Source organism: Pseudomonas sp. NPDC090592, assembly GCF_044769185.1.
Lineage (GTDB): Bacteria > Pseudomonadota > Gammaproteobacteria > Pseudomonadales > Pseudomonadaceae > Aquipseudomonas.
In genome coordinates this window covers 20,313-42,330 of record NZ_JBIVXJ010000046.1, presented here as the reverse complement: position 1 = coordinate 42,330, position 22,018 = coordinate 20,313, and the positions used below count along the sequence as shown (strand labels likewise).

Genomic DNA, 22,018 nt, shown 5'->3' with positions numbered 1-22,018 from the left:
AGCGCAGCCTGGAAATGGTCATTGGCCTGCTGGGTATCGTCAAGGCAGGTGGCGCCTATGTGCCGCTGGACCCGGAATACCCGCAGGACCGCCTGAGCTACATGTTCGAAGACAGCGGCATCGCCTTGCTGCTGACCCAGTCGCACCTGCGTGAAACCCTGCCGATCCCGGCCGGCCTGCGCAGCCTGGACCTGGATGTCGAAGACCTCAGCGGTTTCAGCGACGCCAACCCGAACATCGACGTGGCACCGCTGAACCTGGCCTACGTGATCTACACCTCCGGCTCCACCGGTCGCCCGAAAGGCGCCGGCAACAGCCACCAGGCCTTGGTCAACCGCCTGTGGTGGATGCAGAAGGCCTACGGCCTGGACGCCAGCGACAGCGTGTTGCAGAAAACCCCGTTCAGCTTCGACGTGTCGGTGTGGGAGTTCTTCTGGCCGCTGATGACCGGCGCGCGTTTGGTCGTGGCCCAGCCCGGCGCCCATCGCGACCCGCAATTGCTGGTGGAAACCATTACCCAGCATGGCATCAGCACGCTGCACTTCGTGCCGTCGATGTTGCAGGCGTTCATGACCCACGAAGCGGTCGAGAGCTGCACCAGCCTCAAGCGCGTGGTGTGCAGCGGTGAGGCGCTGCCGGCCGAGCTGGCGCGTCAGACCCTGCAACGCCTGCCGGCAGCGGGCCTGTACAACCTGTACGGCCCGACCGAGGCGGCCATCGACGTGACCCACTGGACCTGCCAGCCGGACGAAAGCATCAGCGTGCCGATCGGCCAGCCGATTGACAACCTGAAGACGCACATCCTGGAAGGCAGCCTGCAACCGGCCGTGCGCGGCAGTGCCGGCGAGCTGTACCTCGGGGGTGTCGGCCTGGCTCGCGGCTACCACCAGCGCCCAGCGCTGACGGCTGAACGCTTCGTGCCGGACCCGTTCAGCACCAATGGCGGTCGCCTGTACCGCACTGGCGATCTGGCGCGTTACCGCGCCGACGGCGTGATCGATTACGCCGGTCGTATCGATCACCAGGTGAAGATCCGCGGTTTGCGCATCGAACTGGGCGAGATCGAGGCGCGCCTGCTGGAGCTGCCGAGCGTGCAGGAAGCGGTGGTGCTGGCGCAGGACGGGCCGAGCGGCAAGCAGTTGGTGGGCTACGTGGTGCCTGTCGACAACACGCAGGACGAAGGCGCACTGCGCGAAAGTCTGCGCGAAGCCCTCAAGGCCGGCCTGCCGGACTACATGGTGCCTGCGCACCTGCTGTTGCTCGACAAGCTGCCAGTGACGCCAAACGGAAAGCTGGACCGCAAGGCCCTGCCGCAGCCGGATGCCAGCCAGTTGCAGGGCAAGTACATCGCCCCGCAAAGCGAGCTGGAGCAGCAGATCGCGGCGATCTGGGCGGATGTGCTGAAGCTGGAGAGGGTTGGGCTGACCGACAACTTCTTCGAGCTGGGTGGCGATTCGATCATTTCGTTGCAGGTTGTAAGTCGTGCACGTCTGCAGGACATTCAGTTCACACCCAAAGAGTTGTTCGAGAACCAGACGGTCCAAAGGTTGGCGGCGATCGCTCGATGCAACGTGCGTAGTGCTATCGATCAAGGGAAGGTTTCTGGCAGCATGCCATTGACTCCGATCCAACAGTGGTTCTTTGGCGAAGACATCCCTCAGCGTCAGCACTGGAACCAGTCTGTACTGTTGCAGCCGAGTGACGTACTGCATAGCGAAACCTTGAGTGCCGCATTGTCCGCGTTGGTGGAACATCACGATGCATTGCGCTTGAGTTTCGACCAAGGCGAAAGCGGCTGGCGTGCGGCGTTCAAGGACGCTCCCCAAGCATTGCTGTGGACGCGCTCGGTAACGGATGCCAGCCAATTGTCGCTGGTGACCGAGCAGGCGCAGCGCAGCCTGAACCTTGAGCAGGGTCCACTCTTGCGCGCAGTGCTCATCGACCTGGCCGGCGGTGGGCAACGCCTGCTGCTGGTGGTCCACCACCTGGTCGTTGACGGTGTCTCGTGGCGCGTACTGCTAGCAGATCTGCAACAGGTTTACCAGGCGCTGCGGGACGGCCAACCGCTGAACCTGCCGGAGAAGACCAGTTCGTTCAAAGCTTGGGGGCAGCAATTGCGGGACTACGCGGCGAGCCCGCAGCTAGTCTCGCAAATGGACTACTGGCAGGCGCAGTTGCAAGGTACGAGCGATGCGCTGCCGTGCGACAACCCGCGAGGCGGCAATTTGCAGAAACACGCTGCCTCGGTCAGCAGCCGTCTGGACCGTGAGCGCACACGCCAACTGCTTCAGGTTGCTCCTGCGGCCTACCGCACCCAGATCAATGACCTGTTGCTGACTGCACTGGCCCGAGTGGTCTGCCGCTGGACTGCACATCCGCAGCTGCTGGTACGCCTCGAAGGTCATGGTCGTGAAGACTTGTTCGAAGGTATCGACCTCAGCCGGACGGTGGGTTGGTTCACCAGCATGTACCCGGTAAAGCTGCAGCCACAGCATGGTATGGCGGATTCGATCAAGGCGATCAAGGAGCAACTTCGGGCGGTGCCGGACAAGGGCATGGGTTATGGGCTGCTGCGTTACCTGGGTGATGAGCAGGCACGCAATACGTTGGCGCAGCTACCGCATGGCGAAGTTGTGTTCAATTACCTTGGCCAGTTCGATGGTAGCTTCGATGCATCCTCTGGTCTGTTCGTGCCGGCCAAGGAATATCCAGGTGCAACTCAGGATGAGTCCGCGCCACTGGCAAGCATGCTCACGATAAATGGCCAGGTATACGGCGGTGAGCTCAAGTTGAACTGGAGCTTCAGCCGGGATCGGTTCGAGCAGGCAACACTGCAGCGCTTGGCCGATGACTATGTGACCGAACTCAACGCATTGATCGAGCATTGCTGCCTTCAACAGCACACCGGCGTCACACCTTCGGACTTCCCGCTCGCTGGCCTGAACCAGTCACAACTGGACAGCTTGCCAGTACCTGTTCAACAGGTCGCTGATATCTATCCGTTGTCGCCGATGCAGCAAGGGATGCTGTTCTATACCCTGCAGGGATCGGAGAGCGGGCTATATATCAATCAGACCTCGGTGGAAGTGGCCGGGCTCGAGATTGATCGCTTCATTACGGCCTGGAATCAAGTGATAGCCCGTCATGACATTTTGCGCACCGGGTTCTGGCTTTCACCGATGCTGGGCGAGCCACTTCAGGTGGTGCACCGCCAGGCCGAATTGCCAACGCGGGTCCTGGACTGGCGGGGGCGTGAGGTGAGCACAGAAGATCTGCAAGCCTGGGCAGCGGATGACACGGCGCAAGGTTTCGATCTGATGAGTGCGCCATTGATGAGACTGACATTGGTCAGGCTCGACGATGAGCGTTTGCATCTGATATGGACGCGACACCATATCCTCATGGACGGCTGGAGCAACTCGCGCCTGCTGGGTGAGGTTCTGCAGTGTTACCACGGTCAAGGGCCGAGTGTGCCGGTCACGCGCTTTGCAGAGTACATTCGCTGGCTCGCCCGCCAGCCGCAGGCTGCATTGCAGGCGTTCTGGTCGGGCAAGCTTCGCGAACTCGAAAGCCCGACCCTGTTGGCCGGTATGGTTGCCCCGTATGCCGACAGCAAACTTGAAGGTCACGATGCGTTGTACCTGCATTGGGATGCCGAGAAGACCTCGCGCCTGCGTCAACAGGCACAGCGTTTGCGGGTAACCCCGAACACCCTTATCCAGGCTACATGGCTGCTCTTGCTGCAACGCTACACCGGGCAGTCCAGCGTCTGCTTTGGCGCAACGGTTGCGGGGCGGCCTGCGGGACTGGTGGGCTCTGATGAAATGCTGGGCCTGTTCATCAACACCCTGCCCGTGGTTCAGGCCCCACAACCGGACGTAGTGGTGTCTGACTGGTTGCAACAGTTGCAGGCCTACAACCTGGAACTGCGCGACCATGAACATGCAGCGCTGGCGGATGTACAACGCTGGGCCGGGCAACCGGGGCAGCCGTTGTTCGACAGTATCGTGGTCTTCGAAAACTACCCCGTGGATGAGCGTTTGCGCGAAAGCGCTGATGGCACCCTGCGGTTCGGTGAAGTCAGCAACCGTGATGTGACCAACTTCGCCATGGACCTGGCCGTACACCTGAGCGAGACCTTGTCGGTGGAGTTCCTCTACCTGCGAAGCCGCTTCACCCAAGCGGCCACCGATGCCATACGCGGCAGCTTCGAGTCTTTGCTCACGGCCATGCTGGACAATCCCCTGGCCGCCATCGGCAGCCTTGGCATGCTCACTTCGGCCCAGGTGCAGCAGGTGGTCGAGCGTAATCGGCTGTCGGCCGGCGAAGGCAGCATGGTGCATCTTGCCGGGCAAATCGCGCGGCATGCCATCGAGCGTCCGCAAGCATTGGCCGTGAGTTGCGCTGAGCAGGTGCTGACCTACGCCGAGCTGGATCTTCGTGCTAACCGACTGGCGCATCATCTGACAGCCTTGGGCGCACGCCCGGAAGTCACGGTCGGCATCGCCCTGGAACGGTCAGTGGACGTGATCGTGGCATTCCTCGCCGTGATGAAGACCGGCGCGGCGTACGTGCCGCTGGATATCGACTATCCGCAGGACCGTCTGCAGTGGATTGTCGAAGACTCCGCCATGCATCTGCTAGTCACCAGCAGTGGCTTGCGTGAGCGCTTTGCCCAGGTTCGAAGCTGTGTTGAACTCGACCTGCTGGAAGGGCTTGAGCTACCTGACAGTGCGCCGCAGGTGCAGGTGCATGACAACAACCTGGCCTACCTCATCTATACCTCCGGCTCTACCGGCAAGCCAAAGGGTGTGGCCGTAAGCCATGGGCAGATAAGCATGCATTGCCAGGCCATCGCCCAGTTGTATGAGATGGATACAAAAACCCGCGAGCTGCTGTTCATGTCGTTTGCATTCGACGGTGCTCAGGAACGCTGGCTTTCGACCTTGTCGAGCGGTGGCTGTCTGGTGGTGCGCGACAACCGTTTGTGGACGGCTGAAGAAACCTGGCAGGTGCTGCATGCGCAGCGCATCGATATTGCCTGCTTCCCGCCGGCTTATCTGCAGCAGCTGGCAGAGTTTGCCGAAGCATCGAAGCAGCTTGCACCACCGGTACGCATCTACTGCTTTGGCGGTGACGCTGTGCCTGATGCGCTGTTTGAGCTGGTCAAGCGTACTTTGCGTCCTGAATACCTGACCAATGGCTACGGGCCAACAGAAACGGTAGTCACGCCCCTGTTGTGGAAGGTATCGGCGCAGCAGTCGTGCGAAGCGGTCTATGCACCGATCGGTTCACGGGTCGGTCGGCGTACGCTGCATGTACTTGATCAGGACCTGAACCCGTTGCCTGACGGCGTCGCCGGCGAGCTCTACATCGGTGGCGAGGGTGTGGCGCGAGGCTACCACCAGCGCCCGGCGCTGACAGCTGAACGTTTTGTCGCAGACCCGTTCAACCCGGGCTCACGCCTGTATCGCACGGGAGACCGGGTACGCCGTCGTGCCAATGGGGTCATTGACTTCATCGGCCGGCTGGACAACCAGTTGAAGGTTCGTGGGTTCCGTATCGAGCCGGGAGAGATTGAAGCGCGCCTGCGCAACCTTTCGAATGTCAGGGACGCGGTGGTCGTGGCCCGCGAGGTCGTCAACGGCAAGCAGCTGGTGGGCTATGTGGTGGCTGCAAGCGCGACGGTAATGCCGGCAGATTTGCGTGATGCGTTGCGTGCCGAGTTGCCCGACTACATGGTGCCAGCGCACATTGTTCTGCTTGCGTCGATGCCACTTACACCAAATGGCAAGATTGACCGTAATGCACTGCCAGCACCCGAAGCTACCGGGCAGCGCAAGCGCGTTGCACCACGCAATGATATCGAGCGTGTACTGGCGCGTATCTGGCAGGAGGTGTTGGAGGTTGACCAGATTGGGGTCGAGGACAACTTCTTCGAGCTTGGTGGCGACTCGTTGCGGGTGCTGAAGATGCTGTCCAAGGTACGCGCGCACGGAGAACTGCCCATTGAGTTGAAGTTGCGCGATGTCATGGCCAAACCGACTATTGGCGAGCTATCGGGCTTTACTGTTGCAGGCAATGACCTGGACCCTTTGTTGCTGCTCAACAGCCGAGTGGCCGATGCCATACCGTTGTTCTGCCTGCATGCAGGCTTCGGCACGGTATTCGACTACGAGCCGCTGGCTCGCCGCCTGGATGGCCATTGCAGTGTCTACGGTTTGCAATGCCGCATGCTGCTGGACCGTGAATGGGAAGATGATTCGCTGGAGTCGATGGCCATTGACTACGCCCAGTACATTCGCCAGAAACAGCCCGAAGGCCCGTACCGACTGATGGGGTGGTCGCTGGGTGGAACACTGGCGGTGATGGTTGCGCGTGAACTGGAAAACCAAGGGCAGCAAGTAGCGGCGCTAGGCTTGGTTGACAGCTTCATGCCCAAGCCAGAGGTGGTTCTGGCTGAAGGCGACTGGGGTAATGACTTGCGTGGCTTCCTGAGCGTGGTTCTGGGCACTGCGAAGGAGCAGCTGCCAGCGGGTGTGGTGCCTGTCGATACCGAGGCGGCTGCCTTGGAGCAACTGGTCCAACAATGGCGCGACAAACATTGCGAGCAATCGGCCTATGCTGATATCAGCAGCGGCGAGTTGGCCCACACGTTCGTTGTCGCCATGCGATTGAAGGCGCTGTCCTTGCAGGTCAGCGGCTTGCCGAATACCACGGCGCAGGCCTCATGCTGGTGGGCGGGTGACACCGTCAGTCCGCTCTGGACCCGCCGTAGCGTCGTTAACGTGGCGATCGACGCCGGGCATTACGACATCCTCAAACACCCGCAAGTGATTGATGGCCTGGTGGCAATGGTGCAGGAGGTAGACAAGGTAAGTGAATGACAGAGCATGCCCCTGAACCAGGGGCTTTGCCTGGATACAGTAACCTGCGGTGTCATTCGTCAAGGATGAAACCGCAGGTTTTTTTTGCTCGGGCTAACGGGCGCACACCTGCCGCTATTCAGATAGGCAGGCTTGTTGCCCCGGGCGGTTTTTGATGGCAGATATAGGCGAAAAAAAAACGCCCTTCACGATGAAGGGCGCTGTTCACTCGGGCTTGCTGGATCAGAAATCGTAGCGGACATCGAGTGTTGCATTACGCGGTGCACCGTAGTGACCGTAGCTGCCGGCCATGCCCGAGTAGTATTTTTCGTCAAACAGGTTGTTGATGTTGACGGTAGCCGCCAGGTGCTCGGTTACCTGGTAGCGAGCCATGAGGTTGACCACGGCAAAGTCGTCATCCTTGGCTTTTGCATTGTTAATGTTGGTAAAGGTCAGCGATTTGCTCGAATCCCAGTTCACGCCACCGCCCACTGTCAACTTGTCCCAATCGCCTTTGAGGTGATAGGTGGTCCACAGGCGGAAGGTGTCCATGGGCAATTGAGTGGTCAGACGCTGCCCATCGGCATCCTTGGTTTTGGCGTGGCTGTAGCCTGTCTGCACGTTCCAGCCCGGTGCGATCTCACCTGTGACTTCAAGATCGAAGCCCTTGGTCTTGGCCCCGTCGACTGCGCGATAGGCCGATGAGCCTGTTGGGGTGAGCTGGCCAGGATCGAGTTCGGCAAAATTGTCGCGCTCGACCATGAACACGGCAGCGCTGGTGTTAAGCCGGCCCTGGAAGAACTCGCCTTTCCAGCCAGCTTCGTAGTTCTTGCCGACGACCGGCTCGAGGACTTTGCCATCCTTGTCCATCGAAGTTTGCGGCTTGAAGATGTCGGTGTAGCTGAAGTACACGGATTGTTCAGGCGTCAGGTCATAGATCACACCTGCGTACGGCGTTACCTGGCCGGTTTCACGCATCTTGCTGACCGTATTGGTGTTGGCGATCAGGGATGTCAGGTCGGAGTCGTAGGTGTACTGCGAAACCCGGGCACCGAGCAGCAGGTGCAGGTCATCGGTGAGGTTGAAGCGGTTGGCCACGTAGTAACCGCTCTGGCGTGTCTTGATGTTGAAAATCAGGGATGGACGGTAGCCGTCACGTGCCAGGTAGTTGTCCCAAGTGTAGAAGTTGAAGGTGGCGATCCCGCCCGTCTGGGAGCGGTGGTCATTCTCGTACTCAGAGTAGTTGTAGCCCAGGACCAGATCATGGCTGCGACCGAACAGGTCGTAGGTGCCAGCGAGATTCACGTCCAGGCCTTTTTGCGTCTGGTCGGCAGAAATCTTGGCCCGCTCGGCGCTTGCCGAACCGGTGGCCTCGTTCAGGTAAGCGACACCGGAGGTGCTCCGATACCACCCCAAGTCCGCGTCTCGGTCCACATCCATGTAGTTGGCCACTACCCGCAGCTTCCAGTCGTTCACCAACTGCTGCTCCAGGGTAGCAGTGTAGTTCATGGTCTCGAAATCATCGTACATCCACCGTGCGCCGGAGCTGGTGGAACGGGAGAAATCGGTTTGCTTGCCATTGGTGAACAGCAAAGGAACGCCAGGAGAGCCAGTCGAGCGGTATTTCTGGTAGTCGACGCCAAAACGTACCAGGGTCGTGTCGGTCACATCGGCCTCGACGACGCCATAAAAGAGTTCGCGTTTCTGGTCGTACCAGTCCATGAACGTGTGGTTGTCTTGCTTGGCTGCAACCATGCGTCCTCGCACGTTGCCGGTTTCCGTCAACGGGCCAGAGACATCGGCTTCGCTGCGGTAATTGTCCCAGGAGCCAACGCTGCCCTTGATATAGGACTTGAACTCATGGGTTGGCTTTTTACGGATCAGGTTGATTACCCCGCCAGGTTCGCCTGCTCCCGTCATCAGGCCTGTAGCGCCGCGGACGATCTCTACCCGATCGTACAACGCCATGTCCAGAAGGGTGCTGGGCATGTTGCGCGTCTGGTTTTCCTGGCTGGTATTGACGCCATCGAACTGGTAGGTGTCGATGGCGCTGCCACGTGAATAGACGTTGAAACGTTCCCCGCCATCCTGGGAGATGGTGATACCTGGCGTCTGTTTCAGTACGTCGGTAATAGCGCCCAGGTGCTGGTCATCCATGCGCTGACGGGTGACAACGGTAATCGACTGCGGTGTTTCTCGAAGCGACAGGTTCATTTTTGTGGCGGTGCTTGTCACGCCAGTCGTGTAAGAGCCTGTGCCTTCGGTGGTTGCGTCGAGGCCGACGCTATTGACGTTAGTCGCCGAAAGCTCGACCTGCCCGTCCTTTGCGGCTGAGCCCGCCGTTACTGTCACGGTGTTGCCATCAATCTGATAACGCAGCCCGCTGCCGCCGAGCAGGATGCGCAGCGAGGTAGCCAGGTCGTGACGGCCCTTCAGGGCCGACGAGCGCAAGCCACCGATGTCTTCCGGGCTGTACAGCAACTGCGTATCCGTCTGCCTGGCCAGCGCCTGCAACGCCGAGTTCATCGACTGTGCCGGAATATCCAGCGTCCATTCCTGCGCCTGTACCTGCGCAACCATCGTAGTGGTCAGCGCCAGCCCCAGACCAACGCGTGACAACGCGTGCCGGGGGCGAAGGGAATGACGGATCAGTAACGCTTTGGCAAGCGGGTTGAGCGGGCCGGGCAAGGACTTGGACATCTATTGCGGTCTCGTTGGCAGATGGGTTTTTTTAATGTCAGCTATAGGACGCAGCACCTGTAAAAAACCGGAACGATTCTTATTGGCTGTTTTTTTCAGCAGTGCTGCGTTAAGCGCGTCACAACTTCACAATTCACGTGCTACGCGAAACCCGAGGAAGTCACCACGGGTGGTCTTGAGGCGGTCGTTGCGGTTGGCCGAACGGGAGAAGATCGGCGGTTCGCCCCAGTCGTTGCCACGCATGTGCGCGCGGATGCATTTGGGGTCCTGGATCCAGGCGCTGCCGTCGCTGGGGGCGCCTTCGTAGCTTTCGTGGTAGCAGTCGGCAACCCATTCGTAGACGTTGCCGTGCATGTCGTACATGCCAAAGGCGTTGGGCGGATAGCTGCCGACCGGGGCAGTGAAGGCGTAACCGTCCTTGGGGCCGTAGGTATTGGCGTGCTTGCTGATTTCGTACTTGCCCGGCTCGTCGAAGGGGAAGGGGAACGGCCCGGTCGAACCGCCACGGGCGGCGTACTCGCGTTCGGCTTCGCTGACCATGCGGTAGGGCTTGCCGGTGGTCTTGGCCAGCCACTGGGTGTAGGCCTGCACTTCGTCGTAGTCCACGCATACCGCGGGCTGGCGGGGGCCCTGCTTGTAGCTGGGCTTGCTGGCCTCGCACCAGCGGCCGGGGCGGTCGTCACCGCTCTTGATGACGGTGCCGGTGGCCTTGATGTAGGCGTCCAGTTCGGCGGCGGTCACCTGATAGCGGCTCATGGCGAAGGGCTTGGCGAAGGTCACGGTGTGCAGCGGGCCTTCGTCGGGCTGGCGGCCGACTTCGTCGTCGGGGGCGCCCATTACGTAGCTGCCGGCGGGCAGCACGACCATTTCCGGGCAGTCCTTGCAGTCCTTGAACACATCGCCGGGCTTGGCGGCGTGGGCGTATGCGCTGACCAGCAGCAGGCAGGTGATCTGGGCCGGCCGGTAGAGCCAGGTGGATACGTTCATCGGTGGTCCTCGAAACGGGAGAATGCGTGCAGCGTTTCGCATTCAGACGAGTCGGGGTGGTGGAAAATTAACCAGTGGCAGTGTGGGCGCAATTCTTGCGGCCGGCGCGATCACTGTGGGAGCGGGCGTGCCCGCGAAGAATCCAACGCGGTGCATGGCACCGGCTGCGCCGGTGTTCGCGGGCTTGCCCGCTCCCACAGGGTACGCGTTTCTAGAATGACTTAGGCAGTGGTTGCCAGCCATGTGGCACCGGGCTATAGTCCAACCCACTGTTCTCTTCCCGAAGACCTGTTCATGCCAGCCAGCCTTTCCACCACAAGCTTTGCCATCGCGCCAGTCGCGGGCATGGTCGTGCGTGGCAGCCAGCAGCCGGCCATGATCAGTCACTACCCACCACCTGTCAGTGGCGTTGTAGGCGGCGTAGCTCCGCCTCCTTGCGTGGTCGTGCTGGGCTGATCGGCTTTAGGCCGCATCCCTTCGCACACGCAACCTACTGAACACGGTCGGCCACTTCCCTTACTGAAGTTCACGCCCACCGTTCGGCTTATTTGCCCGAATACAGGTGCATACATGTCTGTTTTTTCCAAATCTTCCGTGGCCTCGGCGGCCACTACCAGCCTGTTCGTCCTGCTGTGGAGCAGCGGCGCTATCGTCTCCAAGCTGGGCCTGGCGCATGCCTGCCCGTTCGCCTTCCTGTTGTTGCGCTCGGCACTGGCCCTGACCGGCCTGCTGCTGATCGGCCCGTTGCTGGGGCTGCGCTGGCCGCGCAGCCGGGGGGCCATACTGCGTGCCATGGGTACTGGCTGTGTGCTGCTCGGCGCCTACCAGATCTTCTACCTGCTGGCGCTCAATACCCATGTCACCCCTGGCGTGATGGCCACGGTGATGGGGGTTCAACCCATCCTGACCGTGGTGCTGATGGAGCGGCAACGCTCCTGGAGCCGGCTGTTCGGCCTGGGGCTGGGGTTGGGTGGCTTGATCATGGTGGTGTACCAGGGCATCAACCTGGGCGGGGTGTCGTTGGCGGGGATGCTGTTCGCCTTGCTGGCGCTGGCCAGCATGACCTTCGGCTCGATCCTGCAGAAGCGCATCACCGACAACCCCATGGGCACGCTGCCGCTGCAGTACCTGGCAGGCTTTGCCATGTGCGCGCTGTTCGCGCCTTTGCAACCGCTGCGGGTCGAGTGGACGGGCGGCTTCGTCGGCGCGCTGCTGTGGATGGGCCTGGTGGTCTCGCTGCTGGCAACGTTGCTGCTGTATCGGCTGATCGCCAAGGGCAATCTGGTCAATGTCACCAGCCTGTTCTACCTGGTGCCGGCAGTGACTGCGGTGATGGACTTGCTGATCTTTGGTAACCGCCTGGCACCGCTCAGCCTGCTGGGCATGGGGCTGATCGTGGTGGGCTTGTTGTTCGTGTTCCGCAAGCCTGCTGCACGCCTGGCCGAAGCGTAGGCCTTAGCGGAACTCTTCGGGGATGGTGTGGCGCAGCACGCCTTCCTCGAAGTCCAGCAGGCCGGCCTCGCGCTGGGTGAGCAGGTAGTAGAGCAGGGTATCGAGCGAGCGCTGTGACGTCACTTCGACTGCCAGCATCTTCACAGCCTGCTCGGTTTCGCAGTTGCAGCCGAAGTCCTGCAAGGCTGCGCGTACCTGGTCCAGCGTTTCTGGTGGTTTGACCACCACCCGGAACACCGAGCTGGCGCTGCTGTGGCGCAGTTCGGCGAACCAGGTCTCGCCGGCTTCTTCACGGGTGCCGATCACGTCGCCCGGCGCGATGCCGTAGACGTGGAAGGGAATGTTGTCGACGGCATAGCCGCCTTCCACAGCCTTGGCCCACAGGCCCTCGACCGAGGCCGGTGGGTAGCCGGTCTCGTCCTGTTCCAGGCGGAACAGGACTTTCTTGTACGGGTTGCTCATCGTGTACCCCGCTTCAGTTGCGCGCCGGGCGCAGCACCAGCCACAGTGCCACGCCTATCAGCAAGCCGCCGTACAGGTGTGCCATCGACAGCGGCTCGTCCAGCAACCACGCCCCCCACAATACGCCGAATACCGGGATCAGGAAGGTGACGGTGCTGGCCTTGACCGGGCCGATTTCCTCCAGCAGGCGGAAGTACAGAATGTACGCAAATGCCGTGCACAACAGGCCCAGGCCCAGCAGCGACAGCCACACCTGCCAGCCGCCCCAGCTGGCGGGCGGCTGGCTCAGCGCGCTCCAGGCGAACAGCGGGCTAAGCAGCAAGGTGGCGCCGAGCATGCTGCCCAGCGCCGACAGGCGGCTGTCCAGGCCACTGATCCAGCGACGGGCAAGAAAGCCGGCAAAGCCGTAGCAAGTGGTGGCTGCCAGGCAGGCCAGAGCGCCTTGCACCAGGGCCATGTCCAGCGCCACCGGGCCAGCGCCGCTGAGGATGCCGACGCCAAACAGGCCCAGGAAGATGCCGCACAGCTTGGGCAGGGTCATCGGCTCACGGAAGAACAGCATGCCGATCAGCACGCCCATCAATGGCGTGGTGGCGTTGAAGATGGCCGAGTAGCCGGCAGGTAATACCTGGGCAGCGACGGAATAGAAGGTGGCGGGGATACCGGAGTTGATCATGCCCAGTACCAGGCAGGCGCCGAGCTTGCCCTGGAAATCCCAGCGCACACGGGCGGCGGCGAGGATGGCGACCAGGCCCAGGCAGGCGATGGACACGCGGAAAAAGGCGGTCGGTACCGTGCCCAGCTCGGGGGCGATGATGCGCATGAACAGGAAGCTCGCCCCCCAGACGGCGGCAAGGGTCAGCAGGCGGGCTAGGGCGATGGGGCTCACGGTGGTCTCCGGGTACAAGGCAGGGCGCGAGTGTACGTTACTGGGGCGGGGTGGTTCTTGTGCTTTCTTGCGGTGTAATCCTGTACTGGCCCAATCGCCGGCAAGCCAGCTCCCACAGGATCACCACAGGCTCAGGCATTGTGGGTTACCTGTGGGAGCGGGCGTGCCCGCGAAGAGGCCGTCACAGGCACCGTAGTTCGAACAAGCCGACTAAGCTCTGTATCTCAACCAAGCATCGAGGCGCCCCGCATGACCCAGCACTGGCCTGCCGGCGAGATCGCCCGGATGATCCTCGATGGCTTCGACGACTACCGCGAGCATTTTCGCCGCATCACCCTTGGCGCCCGCGAGCGTTTCGAACAGGCGCGTTGGCAAGAGTGCCAGCGCGCAGCCGCCGCGCGGATAAACCTCTATGAACAGAAGGTCGGCGAGGTTAACGGCTGGTTGTGTGACGCGTTCGATGACGAGGTGCTGCTGGAGGTCGGCCAGTGGCCTCTGGTGAAAAGTGCCTACATAGGCCTGATCGACCCACGGCTGGACGATGAGCTGTCGGAAACCTGGTACAACTCATTGTTCTGCAGCCTGTTCAGCCATGACCAGATCAGCGATGGCTGCATGTTCATCCACACCACCCGGCCATCGATTCGCAGCCACCAGCGCGCTGCGCAAACCAGCACCTATCGCCCCGATGGCAACCTCAAGGGCCTGCTACGGGCGATCTTCGCCGACTACGCGTTCGCCTACGGCGACCTTGAAAGTGATGTGTCACGCCTTGAGGAACAACTGCGTGACAGCCTGCCGGACTGGGTGTGCAAGGACCCGACGCTGGCGGTGGAGCTGTTTTCGCCGGTGCTGTACCGCAACAAGGGCGCCTACCTGGTCGGCCGGCTGTACAACAGCGATGAGCAGTGGCCGCTGGTGATCCCGCTGCTGCACCGGGAAGGGCATGGCATAGAGGCCGATGCGCTGATTACCGACGAGGCCGAGGTATCGATCATCTTCTCCTTCACCCGCTCGTACTTCATGGTCGATGTGCCGGTGCCGGCGGAGTTCGTCAATTTCCTCAAGCGTATCTTGCCGGGCAAGCACATTGCCGAGCTGTATACCTCCATTGGCTTCTACAAGCATGGCAAATCGGAGTTTTACCGGGCGCTGATCAACCACCTGGCGGGCAGCGACGACCGCTTTGTGATGGCGCCGGGTGTGCGTGGCATGGTCATGAGCGTGTTCACCCTGCCGGGCTTCAACACGGTGTTCAAAATCATCAAGGACCGTTTCTCGCCATCGAAAACCGTCGACCGCGCCACGGTGATCGACAAGTACCGGCTGGTGAAAAGCGTCGACCGGGTGGGGCGCCTGGCCGATACCCAGGAGTTTGCCGATTTTCGCTTCCCGCGGGACAAGTTCGAGCCGCAGTGCCTGGCCGAGCTGCTGGAGGTAGCGCCGTCGACCGTGGCGCTGGAGGGCGACAAGGTGCTCATCCGCCACTGCTGGACCGAGCGGCGCATGACGCCGCTGAACCTTTACCTGGAGCATGCCAGCGAAGGCCAGGTGCAAGAGGCGCTGGAAGACTATGGCCTGGCCATCAAGCAGCTGGCGGCGGCGAACATCTTCCCGGGTGACATGCTGCTGAAAAACTTTGGCGTTACCCGCCATGGCCGGGTGGTGTTCTATGACTATGACGAAATCAGCTTCCTGACCGAGGTTAACTTCCGCCATATCCCGCCGCCGCGTTACCCGGAGGACGAGATGTCGGGTGAGCCGTGGTACTCGATCGGGCCGCATGATGTGTTCCCCGAAGAGTTTCCACCGTTTCTGTTTGCCGATATCGGCCAGCGGCGGTTGTTCAGCCGCTTGCATGGGGAGTTGTATGACGCGGATTACTGGAAGGGGCTGCAGGCGGCTATTCGGGAGGGGAAGGTGATTGATGTGTTTCCCTACCGGCGCAAGGCCCGGTGAATCTGTTTTTCAGGCCCGGCCTCTTCGCGGGCTCGCCCGCTCCCACAGGTACTTCGCTGTACTTGTGGGAGCGGGCGAGCCCGCGAAGAGGCCGGGCCTGAAAAACAGATTCACCCCTTCAAACACTTCATCTCACTAAAGTCGGTGCGCACTTTACTCAGCCTTTCCTGCAAGAACCGCCGCTGCTGCGGCGTACTCTGTTGCACCAGGTCCACCAGCAAGCTGCGCGCCTGCCGCTCGGTATTTTGAAACGCTGAGCGGTATTCAGGCGTCCACAAGCTTTCCTTGCGCTGCAAAAGCGTCGCCAGGCGCGGCTCGAAGCTGGCATCGTTGCGCTGGTTCATCGCCAGCAACAATTGCTGTTGCCAGTGGGCACGGTTGGCAATCCATTCGCGGTTCTGGTCGCCCAGCGCCTGCGACCAGGCTTGTACCCGCTGTTTCTGCACCTGCGTAAGCTCGCCCAGCCACGGCGTCAGGCGTTTCTCCATGCGCTCTGTTCGGCGGGCGATCTGCTTGGCCAGCGGCGTATCCACATACTTCTTCTGCCTTTCGCTGATGTCGTCGCGGAAAGCATCGCGCATTTCCGCTACCTGGGTGTCGCTCATGCCGCGCAACAGCTCGGTGGCCGATGGGGTAATTTCCTCGGCTACCCGGCCAATCGCCTCGCGGGCCTCTCGGGTACGTTGCTGCAGGGCCTGGTCGGTTACCTGGTCGTCGGCGACCATGCCACGTACCCGGTCCAGCCAGTCGAGGTAGCCGGGCAGCTGGGTCTTGCAATGCCAGGCCAGGTGCTCGCGCAGGCGGTCGTCGAGCAGGGTTTTCTGCTCGCGGTTCATGTCCAGGTAGTCGCCCAGCGACCACGGTACCAGGCGGTCGAGGTTGCGGTAGGCCAGGTCGATGCGGCTGCAGGCGGCCAGCGCCAGGGCGAAGCCGATGGCGATGAGCAGGGCTTTGGGCAGGCGTACAGGCATGTGCTGCTCCTTGCAACGGTGGCCAGTCGGTAGAGGTAAGGGTAGCCGCAGGGTTCCATCGCATTGCTGCAATCGCGGTTTCCTTCCATCGGCAATATCACTATTATTGCGACTAATTCTTATCCGCATCGTTACAAGGATGGTTGCGTGTACAAGGTCCCGCCTGCGCCGCACGATGACATGCACTGCCTGTACCGCGACCACAGCGGCTGGCTGCAAGGCTGGCTGCGCCGGCGCCTGGGTGACCGGGAGCGGGCGGCGGACCTGACCCAGGACACCTTCGTGCGCCTGATCGCCAGCACGGTGGCCCATCCCTTGCGCGAGCCACGCAACTTCCTGGCGACGGTGGCCAAGCGGGTGATGGTTGATCACCTGCGTCGACGGTCGTTGGAGCAGGCTTACCTGGAAGCCATGGCCCTGGAGCCGGAACTGGTGGAGGCGTCCCCGGAGCACCGGGTAGTGCTGCTGGAAACGCTGTTGCAGCTTGATGCCATGCTCGATGGCCTGAACCACAAGGTGCGCCAGGCGCTGTTTCTTGCCCACCTCGAAGGCCTGAGCTACGCCGAAATTGCCGAGCGCCTGGGTGTGTCTGTCAGTTCGGTGACCAAATACATCGCCAAGGCCACCGAGCAGTGCCTGCTGTTCGCGCTGGATGCCGAACTGTGAGCCCGGCGCAGCAACGCCAGGCACTGCGTGATGCGGCGCAGTGGCATGCCCGCTTGAGTGCCGGGGCGGACTACCAGGCGCTGTACCTGCGTTGGCAGGCGTGGCATCAAGGCGACCCGGTGCACCAGTGGGCGTGGCAGCGGCTGGAGGCGTTTCACGCCGAGCTGCGCAGCGTGCCGGCGACCGTGGCAAAGCGGACGTTGGCGGTGGAGCCGCCGCTGGCTGGCAGGCGCACTGTTCTCAAGGGGCTGGTGCTGGGCCTTGGGGTATCCGGCCTGGCCTGGACTGGCTACCGGCAGACGCCGCTTTGGCTGGCCGATGTGCGTACCGCTACGGGTGAACGGCGCCAGTTGCGGTTGGAAGATGGCACCCAGCTCACGCTGAACACGGCCACTGCCGTGGACATTCGCTATGACTACCAGCAGCGGCTGATCATCCTGCGCTCCGGGGAGATCATGGTGACCACGGCCAAGGATGCACGGCCACTCAGGGTGCGCAGCCAGCAGGGCGAGATGCGCGCGTTGGGCACACGCTTTGTTGTTCGCCAACTGGACGGGCAGACCGAACTCGACGTACTTGAACATGCCGTTGCGGTGCGCAACCGGCCAGAAGGCGAGCCGTTGCGGGTGGAGGCGGGCATGAGCCTGCGCTTTGGTTCAGGGCCGCTGCCCGCGCCGCAGGTGCTCGACCCTAACCGCGCCGAATGGGTCAATGGCCGGCTGGTGATCGATAACTGGCCGCTGAGCCAGGTGCTGGATGAGTTGCAGCGCTATCGCCCGGGCTTTATCGAGTGTTCGAAGGAAGTTGCGCACCTGCGCATTTCTGGGGCCTTCCCGCTGGACGATACGGCGCGTGCGCTGGAGGCGATTGCCCAGGCGCTGCCGGTACGGATCGAGACCCGCACGCGGTTCTGGGTGCGAGTGCGGCCTTTGGCCTGAAAATTGGGGCTGCTTTGCAGCCCTTCGCGGGCTCGCCCGCTCCCACAGGGATTGTGCTTGTCCCGAGAATGGCGCAGGACCTGTGGGAGCGGGCAAGCCCGCGAAGGGGCGCAAAGCGCCCCAAATGGCAGCAGATGATTTTTAACAATATTTCTCGTTTGCATTGTCGGTTTTCCAGTTTCACACGACCCCTCCTGCAAACCGCCAACACAGCCCTTTGAAGGAGCCCACCATGCATCGCCGCGTTACCCCCCACGCTTACCCCAGAAAACCCCTCGTTGTTGCCATGTTCAGTGCTGCCTTGCTGGTGCAAGCCGGTGTGATTGTCCCCCTGAGTACCGTCGGGCAGGCCAGCGCAGCAGAGGCCACACGCAGCTACACCATCGCCGCAGGGCCACTGGGCGCAGTGCTCAGTCGCTTTGCCAGCGATGCCGGGGTGGTGTTGTCGTTCGAGGCCGAATTGACCCAAGGCAGGCGCAGCCCGGGGTTGCAGGGGACGTACAGTGTCGAGCAAGGTTTCGCACGGTTGCTGGCGGGGAGTGAGTTGCAGGTGATGGCCGCGAGCAATGGCAACTACGTGCTGTTGCCGCGCTCGACGGACGGGGCGCTTGAACTGGGCGCGACCAGCATCAATGCATCGGGTTTGGGGGCTACCACGGAAGGCACCGGGTCTTATACGACTGGGTCGACCAGTACGGCGACGAAGATGAATTTGTCGATTCGTGAAACGCCGCAGACGATAACCGTCATCACGCGACAGCGCATGGATGACCAGCACTTGGCGAGCATGACCGATGTGCTCAACCAGACGCCGGGCATCACCATGTCCCAGGACGGCGGCGAGCGTTTCAACATCTACTCCCGTGGCAGTGCGATCAATACCTATCAGATTGATGGCGTAACCACCACGCAGGAGAACCAGACGCGCAATATGCCCAGTACCTTGTTGGACATGGCCCTTTATGATCGGGTCGAAATCATTCGCGGCGCTACCGGCCTGATGACAGGCGCTGGCGATCCGAGTGGTGTGGTCAACCTGATTCGCAAGCGCCCGACCCGTGAGTTCAAGTCTCACATTCAGGCAGGTGTTGGCTCCTGGGATTACTACCGCGCCGAGGCAGATGTTTCAGGGCCGCTGACAGACAGCGGTAATGTGCGTGGCCGATTCGTTGCGGTAAAACAGGACAATGACACGTTCATGGACTGGTACAGCCAAAAGCGTGATCTGGTCTATGGCGTGGTTGAGGCAGACCTGAGCGACACCACCGTTGGACGCTTCAGCATTGACCGCCAGAAGTATAGGGCCGATGGGGGACCGGGCGTTCCCATGCTGTTCAGTAACGGCCAGCCTACTGATTTTTCTCGCTCAAAAAGCTCCGGCGCACGCTGGATGTACGATGAAATAGAGACCACCAATTATACCTTCGGTCTTGAGCAGGAACTGGCCAACGACTGGCAGTTCAAGATCGCTGGCAACTACATGGATGTGGACCGCGATACTGATTCCGCCTATTTGCGTACGACAACAAACGTTGCCTACATCAATCAGGCAACCGGTGCAGTACCGATCATCCCGGCCAGGGCCAAGGCCACTCAGACCCAGAAAGGTGTCGATGTCACGCTTCAAGGTCCATTTGAGTTGCTGGGGCAGCGCCATGAACTGATCATGGGTTACAACTTCCAGGATTACGAAAACCAGCACGACGAAGCCGACGCGCCTTCTACGGCGATTGACTATTACAACTGGAACAACCAGATGGCGAGGCCAGCTGACGACAGTTACGTGCCTTTTCTGGACTACAACGTTGCTACGCGGCAGAGCGGGTACTATCTGGCAGGCAGGTTCAACGTCACTGACGACTTGCACTTCATTCTTGGTGCCCGTGTTTCCAGGTACAACTACGATTATTCGCTGAATGTGCTGACCAGCACCACCCGGACCCTGCCTACCAAGATCCGCGAGAATGGCGTTGTTACTCCTTACGCCGGCATCGTCTACGACCTGACGGCTGAGCAGTCTGTCTATGCCAGTTATACCGACATCTTCAAGCCACAATCTTCGGAAGATGTCTCCGGGCAGACCCTCGAACCTGTAGTTGGCAAAAACTACGAACTGGGCTGGAAAGGAGAATTTTATGAGGGTCGCTTGAATGCCAATGCGGCCGTCTACTTCATTCAGCGTGACAACCTCGCAGTCGAAGATGGCACCAACGAGACACCTAAACATACCCAGGCCTACCGGGCTATTGATGGTGCAGAAACCAAGGGTATTGACCTTGAACTGTCTGGTGAGGTGCTGCCGGGTTGGAACATCCAGACAGGCTACAGCCATTCACGCACGGAAGACTCCGATGGCAACCGTCAGAATACTCAGCTTCCTATGGACACCTTCCGGCTGTGGACGACTTACCGCTTTCAGGGTGACTGGAACAAGCTGACCATTGGCGGTGGTGCAAACTGGAACTCGAGTTCGTCCCTGTCTTATGTACGCTTGAACACGCGCGTGACGCAAGACGACTACACCGTTGCCAGCCTGATGGCCCGCTATCAGATCAATGACAACTTGTCGGCCACGGTCAACGTGAACAACCTGTTTGATGAGAAGTACTACGCAGGTATGGCCGGTAGCTACGCCCACTACGGAGCCCCACGTAACACCATGCTCAACCTGCGCTACGATTTCTGATCCTGCGCCCCACAACCTCAATCACAAAGGGGCAACCGTCCGGAAGCTTTGACACCACCCCGTGTCTGTCTGGAAAATAGCCCCCTTGTCTTGAGGAACATCAGAAATGGCTCTGCTTGGGCGTTACAACAGTTTGCAAATCGTGAAGCACGTGGACTTCGGCCTCTACCTCGACGGCGGTGCCGATGGCGAGATCCTGCTGCCCGGGCGCTACATCCCGAAAAACGCCGAGACCGAGGTGGATGACTGGCTGAACGTGTTCATCTACCTGGACAGCGAAGACCAACTGATCGCCACCACCGAGAAGCCCAAGGTGCAGGTGGGCGAGTTCGCCAGCCTCAAGGTCAAGGACATCAACGGGGCGGGCATCTTCCTCGACTGGGGCCTGTCCAAGGACCTGATGATGCCGTACTCGGAAGAAGCACGGCAGTTGAAGATCGGTGATTACTGCGTGGTGCACGTCTACCTCGACAAGCGCACCCGTCGCATCACCGCCACCTCACGCCTGGACCGCTATCTCGACGTTACCCCGGCCGACTACAAAGCCGGGCAACCGGTCGAGTTGCTGGTGGCCGGCGAAACGCCGATGGGCTTCAAGGCCATCATCAACAACCGCCACTGGGGCCTGATTCACAAGAACGAGGTGTTCAAGTTCCTGCGTTCGGGCATGCACGAAAAGGGCTTTATCAAGGAAGTGCGCCACGACGGCAAGATCGCCCTGAGCCTGCAACCGGTGGGGGCGGCCCTGGCCGACAGCCTGCAAGAGCAGATCATGGCGCGCCTGGAGGCTGAAGGTGGAGTGCTGGGTGTGTGCGACAAGAGCGACCCTGCGCTGATCAGCAAGCTGTTCAACGTCAGCAAGGGCAATTTCAAGAAGGCCATTGGCGGGTTGTTCAAGCAGGGCCTGATCGTCATCCATGACGACCGTATCGAGAAGGCCTGATCAGGCCTGCACGAAGTTGCGGAAATCCAGCTGCTCGCCACCCGGACGGGTGTCGCGCAGCAGCGAGTCGCGGTCGGCACTGAGGGCCAGGCTGATGGTGGAACGGCGCTTGCCGGGCTTGCGCACTTCCATCTGCTCCAGGTGAGCCTTGAGGAAGTTGGTGGGCACCTTCAGGTGCTGCAACTCATCGCTCTCTGGTGTGTGCAGCAGCAGGTTGACCCAGTCGGCCTGGCCCTTGCCCAGCAGTGCCACAGGCACTTCGAACCACCACAGGTTGCGTTTGTTGTCCAGGATGGCGAACAGCGTGTTGCTGCTGGTCAGCACCGGGCGAGCCAGTGCTTCGTTGCGCCGGGCAATGGCGGCGGGTTTGTCGAGTTTCATGCAGGTTCCTGCGGGTTGAAGCCATGAAGGCCTGCATTGTGAGGGGTGGCACAGGGCGGGGCAAGGTTTGTGATTCGCAGGCCCCCACCGACTGAACATTCTCCCAGACCCAAGGTCA

At 61.1% G+C, this 22,018-nt stretch carries 14 protein-coding genes; 8 read left to right on the top strand and 6 right to left on the bottom strand.

All coding sequences use genetic code 11. The features are described 5' to 3' along the window. Nucleotides 1-6,887 (top strand): amino acid adenylation domain-containing protein (locus tag ACIQUI_RS27150; protein WP_403203930.1); only part of this gene is annotated, 6,887 nt, incomplete at its 5' end. A gap of 222 nt (nucleotides 6,888-7,109) precedes the next feature. Here ACIQUI_RS27150 and ACIQUI_RS27145 read toward each other — a convergent pair. After that, nucleotides 7,110-9,566 carry a TonB-dependent siderophore receptor gene (locus ACIQUI_RS27145; RefSeq protein ID WP_403203928.1) on the bottom strand — a complete coding sequence of 819 codons (2,457 nt, stop codon included), beginning with the start codon at nucleotides 9,564-9,566 and terminating at the stop codon, nucleotides 7,110-7,112. A 126-nt stretch (nucleotides 9,567-9,692) separates the two neighbouring features. Beyond that, on the bottom strand, nucleotides 9,693-10,553 hold the full coding sequence (locus tag ACIQUI_RS27140; protein ID WP_403203926.1) for a formylglycine-generating enzyme family protein: 861 nt from the start codon (nucleotides 10,551-10,553) through the stop codon (nucleotides 9,693-9,695). Between the two features lie 294 nt (nucleotides 10,554-10,847). Between ACIQUI_RS27140 and ACIQUI_RS27135 the strand changes: the two genes are divergently transcribed. Beyond that, nucleotides 10,848-11,009 (top strand): hypothetical protein, encoded by a 162-nt coding sequence (locus tag ACIQUI_RS27135; RefSeq protein WP_403203924.1) that lies wholly within the window; start codon nucleotides 10,848-10,850, stop codon nucleotides 11,007-11,009. A gap of 114 nt (nucleotides 11,010-11,123) precedes the next feature. Continuing rightward, nucleotides 11,124-12,005 carry a DMT family transporter gene (locus ACIQUI_RS27130; protein WP_403203922.1) on the top strand — a complete coding sequence of 294 codons (882 nt, stop codon included), beginning with the start codon at nucleotides 11,124-11,126 and terminating at the stop codon, nucleotides 12,003-12,005. Between the two features lie 3 nt (nucleotides 12,006-12,008). Here the strand turns inward: ACIQUI_RS27130 and ACIQUI_RS27125 are convergent, their stop codons facing one another. Together ACIQUI_RS27125 and ACIQUI_RS27120 are read right to left on the bottom strand one after the other, a co-directional pair. Beyond that, the gene (locus tag ACIQUI_RS27125) at nucleotides 12,009-12,467 is read right to left on the bottom strand and encodes a DUF4265 domain-containing protein (RefSeq protein WP_403203920.1); all 459 of its coding nucleotides are present in this window, start codon (nucleotides 12,465-12,467) and stop codon (nucleotides 12,009-12,011) included. A 13-nt stretch (nucleotides 12,468-12,480) separates the two neighbouring features. Then, nucleotides 12,481-13,356, bottom strand: coding sequence for a DMT family transporter (locus tag ACIQUI_RS27120; RefSeq protein WP_403203918.1), 876 nt, complete (start codon nucleotides 13,354-13,356; stop codon nucleotides 12,481-12,483). Between the two features lie 249 nt (nucleotides 13,357-13,605). Here ACIQUI_RS27120 and aceK point away from each other — a divergent pair, with 249 nt between their 5' ends. After that, nucleotides 13,606-15,315, top strand: a complete 1,710-nt coding sequence (gene aceK, locus ACIQUI_RS27115; RefSeq protein ID WP_403203916.1) for a bifunctional isocitrate dehydrogenase kinase/phosphatase — start codon at nucleotides 13,606-13,608, stop codon at nucleotides 15,313-15,315. Nucleotides 15,316-15,425: 110 nt separating this feature from the next. On the opposite strand, the gene ACIQUI_RS27110 is transcribed toward aceK, so the two are convergent. After that, complete coding sequence (locus ACIQUI_RS27110; protein WP_403203914.1) at nucleotides 15,426-16,286, bottom strand: DUF6279 family lipoprotein; 861 nt, start codon at nucleotides 16,284-16,286, stop codon at nucleotides 15,426-15,428. A gap of 147 nt (nucleotides 16,287-16,433) precedes the next feature. Here ACIQUI_RS27110 and ACIQUI_RS27105 point away from each other — a divergent pair, with 147 nt between their 5' ends. The 4 genes from ACIQUI_RS27105 to ACIQUI_RS27090 all read left to right on the top strand — a co-directional run bounded on the left by ACIQUI_RS27105 (nucleotide 16,434) and on the right by ACIQUI_RS27090 (nucleotide 21,519). Continuing rightward, a complete protein-coding gene (locus tag ACIQUI_RS27105) occupies nucleotides 16,434-16,952 on the top strand; it encodes a sigma-70 family RNA polymerase sigma factor (RefSeq protein WP_403203912.1) in 519 nt (172 codons plus the stop codon). Next, nucleotides 16,949-17,890 (top strand): FecR domain-containing protein, encoded by a 942-nt coding sequence (locus ACIQUI_RS27100; protein WP_403203910.1) that lies wholly within the window; start codon nucleotides 16,949-16,951, stop codon nucleotides 17,888-17,890. The genes ACIQUI_RS27105 and ACIQUI_RS27100 overlap by 4 nt, the downstream gene beginning before the upstream one ends. 232 nt (nucleotides 17,891-18,122) lie before the next feature. Beyond that, the gene (locus ACIQUI_RS27095; RefSeq protein WP_403203908.1) at nucleotides 18,123-20,576 is read left to right on the top strand and encodes a TonB-dependent siderophore receptor; all 2,454 of its coding nucleotides are present in this window, start codon (nucleotides 18,123-18,125) and stop codon (nucleotides 20,574-20,576) included. 106 nt (nucleotides 20,577-20,682) lie between these two features. Continuing rightward, entirely contained in the window at nucleotides 20,683-21,519 is an 837-nt protein-coding gene (locus ACIQUI_RS27090; RefSeq protein WP_391126748.1) for a S1-like domain-containing RNA-binding protein, read from the top strand. Here ACIQUI_RS27090 and ACIQUI_RS27085 read toward each other — a convergent pair whose 3' ends face one another. Then, the gene (locus ACIQUI_RS27085; protein WP_003254641.1) at nucleotides 21,520-21,900 is read right to left on the bottom strand and encodes a hypothetical protein; all 381 of its coding nucleotides are present in this window, start codon (nucleotides 21,898-21,900) and stop codon (nucleotides 21,520-21,522) included. Nucleotides 21,901-22,018: the final 118 nt, after the last annotated feature.

What these genes read in the sequence shown, in the direction of transcription:
- ACIQUI_RS27140 (WP_403203926.1), bottom strand. Translation starts at nt 10,553, where the DNA reads ATGAACGTATCCACCTGGCTCTACCGGCCGGCCCAGATCACCTGCCTG.
- ACIQUI_RS27130 (WP_403203922.1), top strand. Translation starts at nt 11,124, where the DNA reads ATGTCTGTTTTTTCCAAATCTTCCGTGGCCTCGGCGGCCACTACCAGC.
- ACIQUI_RS27095 (WP_403203908.1), top strand. Translation starts at nt 18,123, where the DNA reads ATGCATCGCCGCGTTACCCCCCACGCTTACCCCAGAAAACCCCTCGTT.
- ACIQUI_RS27085 (WP_003254641.1), bottom strand. Translation starts at nt 21,900, where the DNA reads ATGAAACTCGACAAACCCGCCGCCATTGCCCGGCGCAACGAAGCACTG.
- aceK (WP_403203916.1), top strand. Translation starts at nt 13,606, where the DNA reads ATGACCCAGCACTGGCCTGCCGGCGAGATCGCCCGGATGATCCTCGAT.
- ACIQUI_RS27090 (WP_391126748.1), top strand. Translation starts at nt 20,683, where the DNA reads ATGGCTCTGCTTGGGCGTTACAACAGTTTGCAAATCGTGAAGCACGTG.
- ACIQUI_RS27110 (WP_403203914.1), bottom strand. Translation starts at nt 16,286, where the DNA reads ATGCCTGTACGCCTGCCCAAAGCCCTGCTCATCGCCATCGGCTTCGCC.
- ACIQUI_RS27135 (WP_403203924.1), top strand. Translation starts at nt 10,848, where the DNA reads ATGCCAGCCAGCCTTTCCACCACAAGCTTTGCCATCGCGCCAGTCGCG.
- ACIQUI_RS27145 (WP_403203928.1), bottom strand. Translation starts at nt 9,566, where the DNA reads ATGTCCAAGTCCTTGCCCGGCCCGCTCAACCCGCTTGCCAAAGCGTTA.
- ACIQUI_RS27125 (WP_403203920.1), bottom strand. Translation starts at nt 12,467, where the DNA reads ATGAGCAACCCGTACAAGAAAGTCCTGTTCCGCCTGGAACAGGACGAG.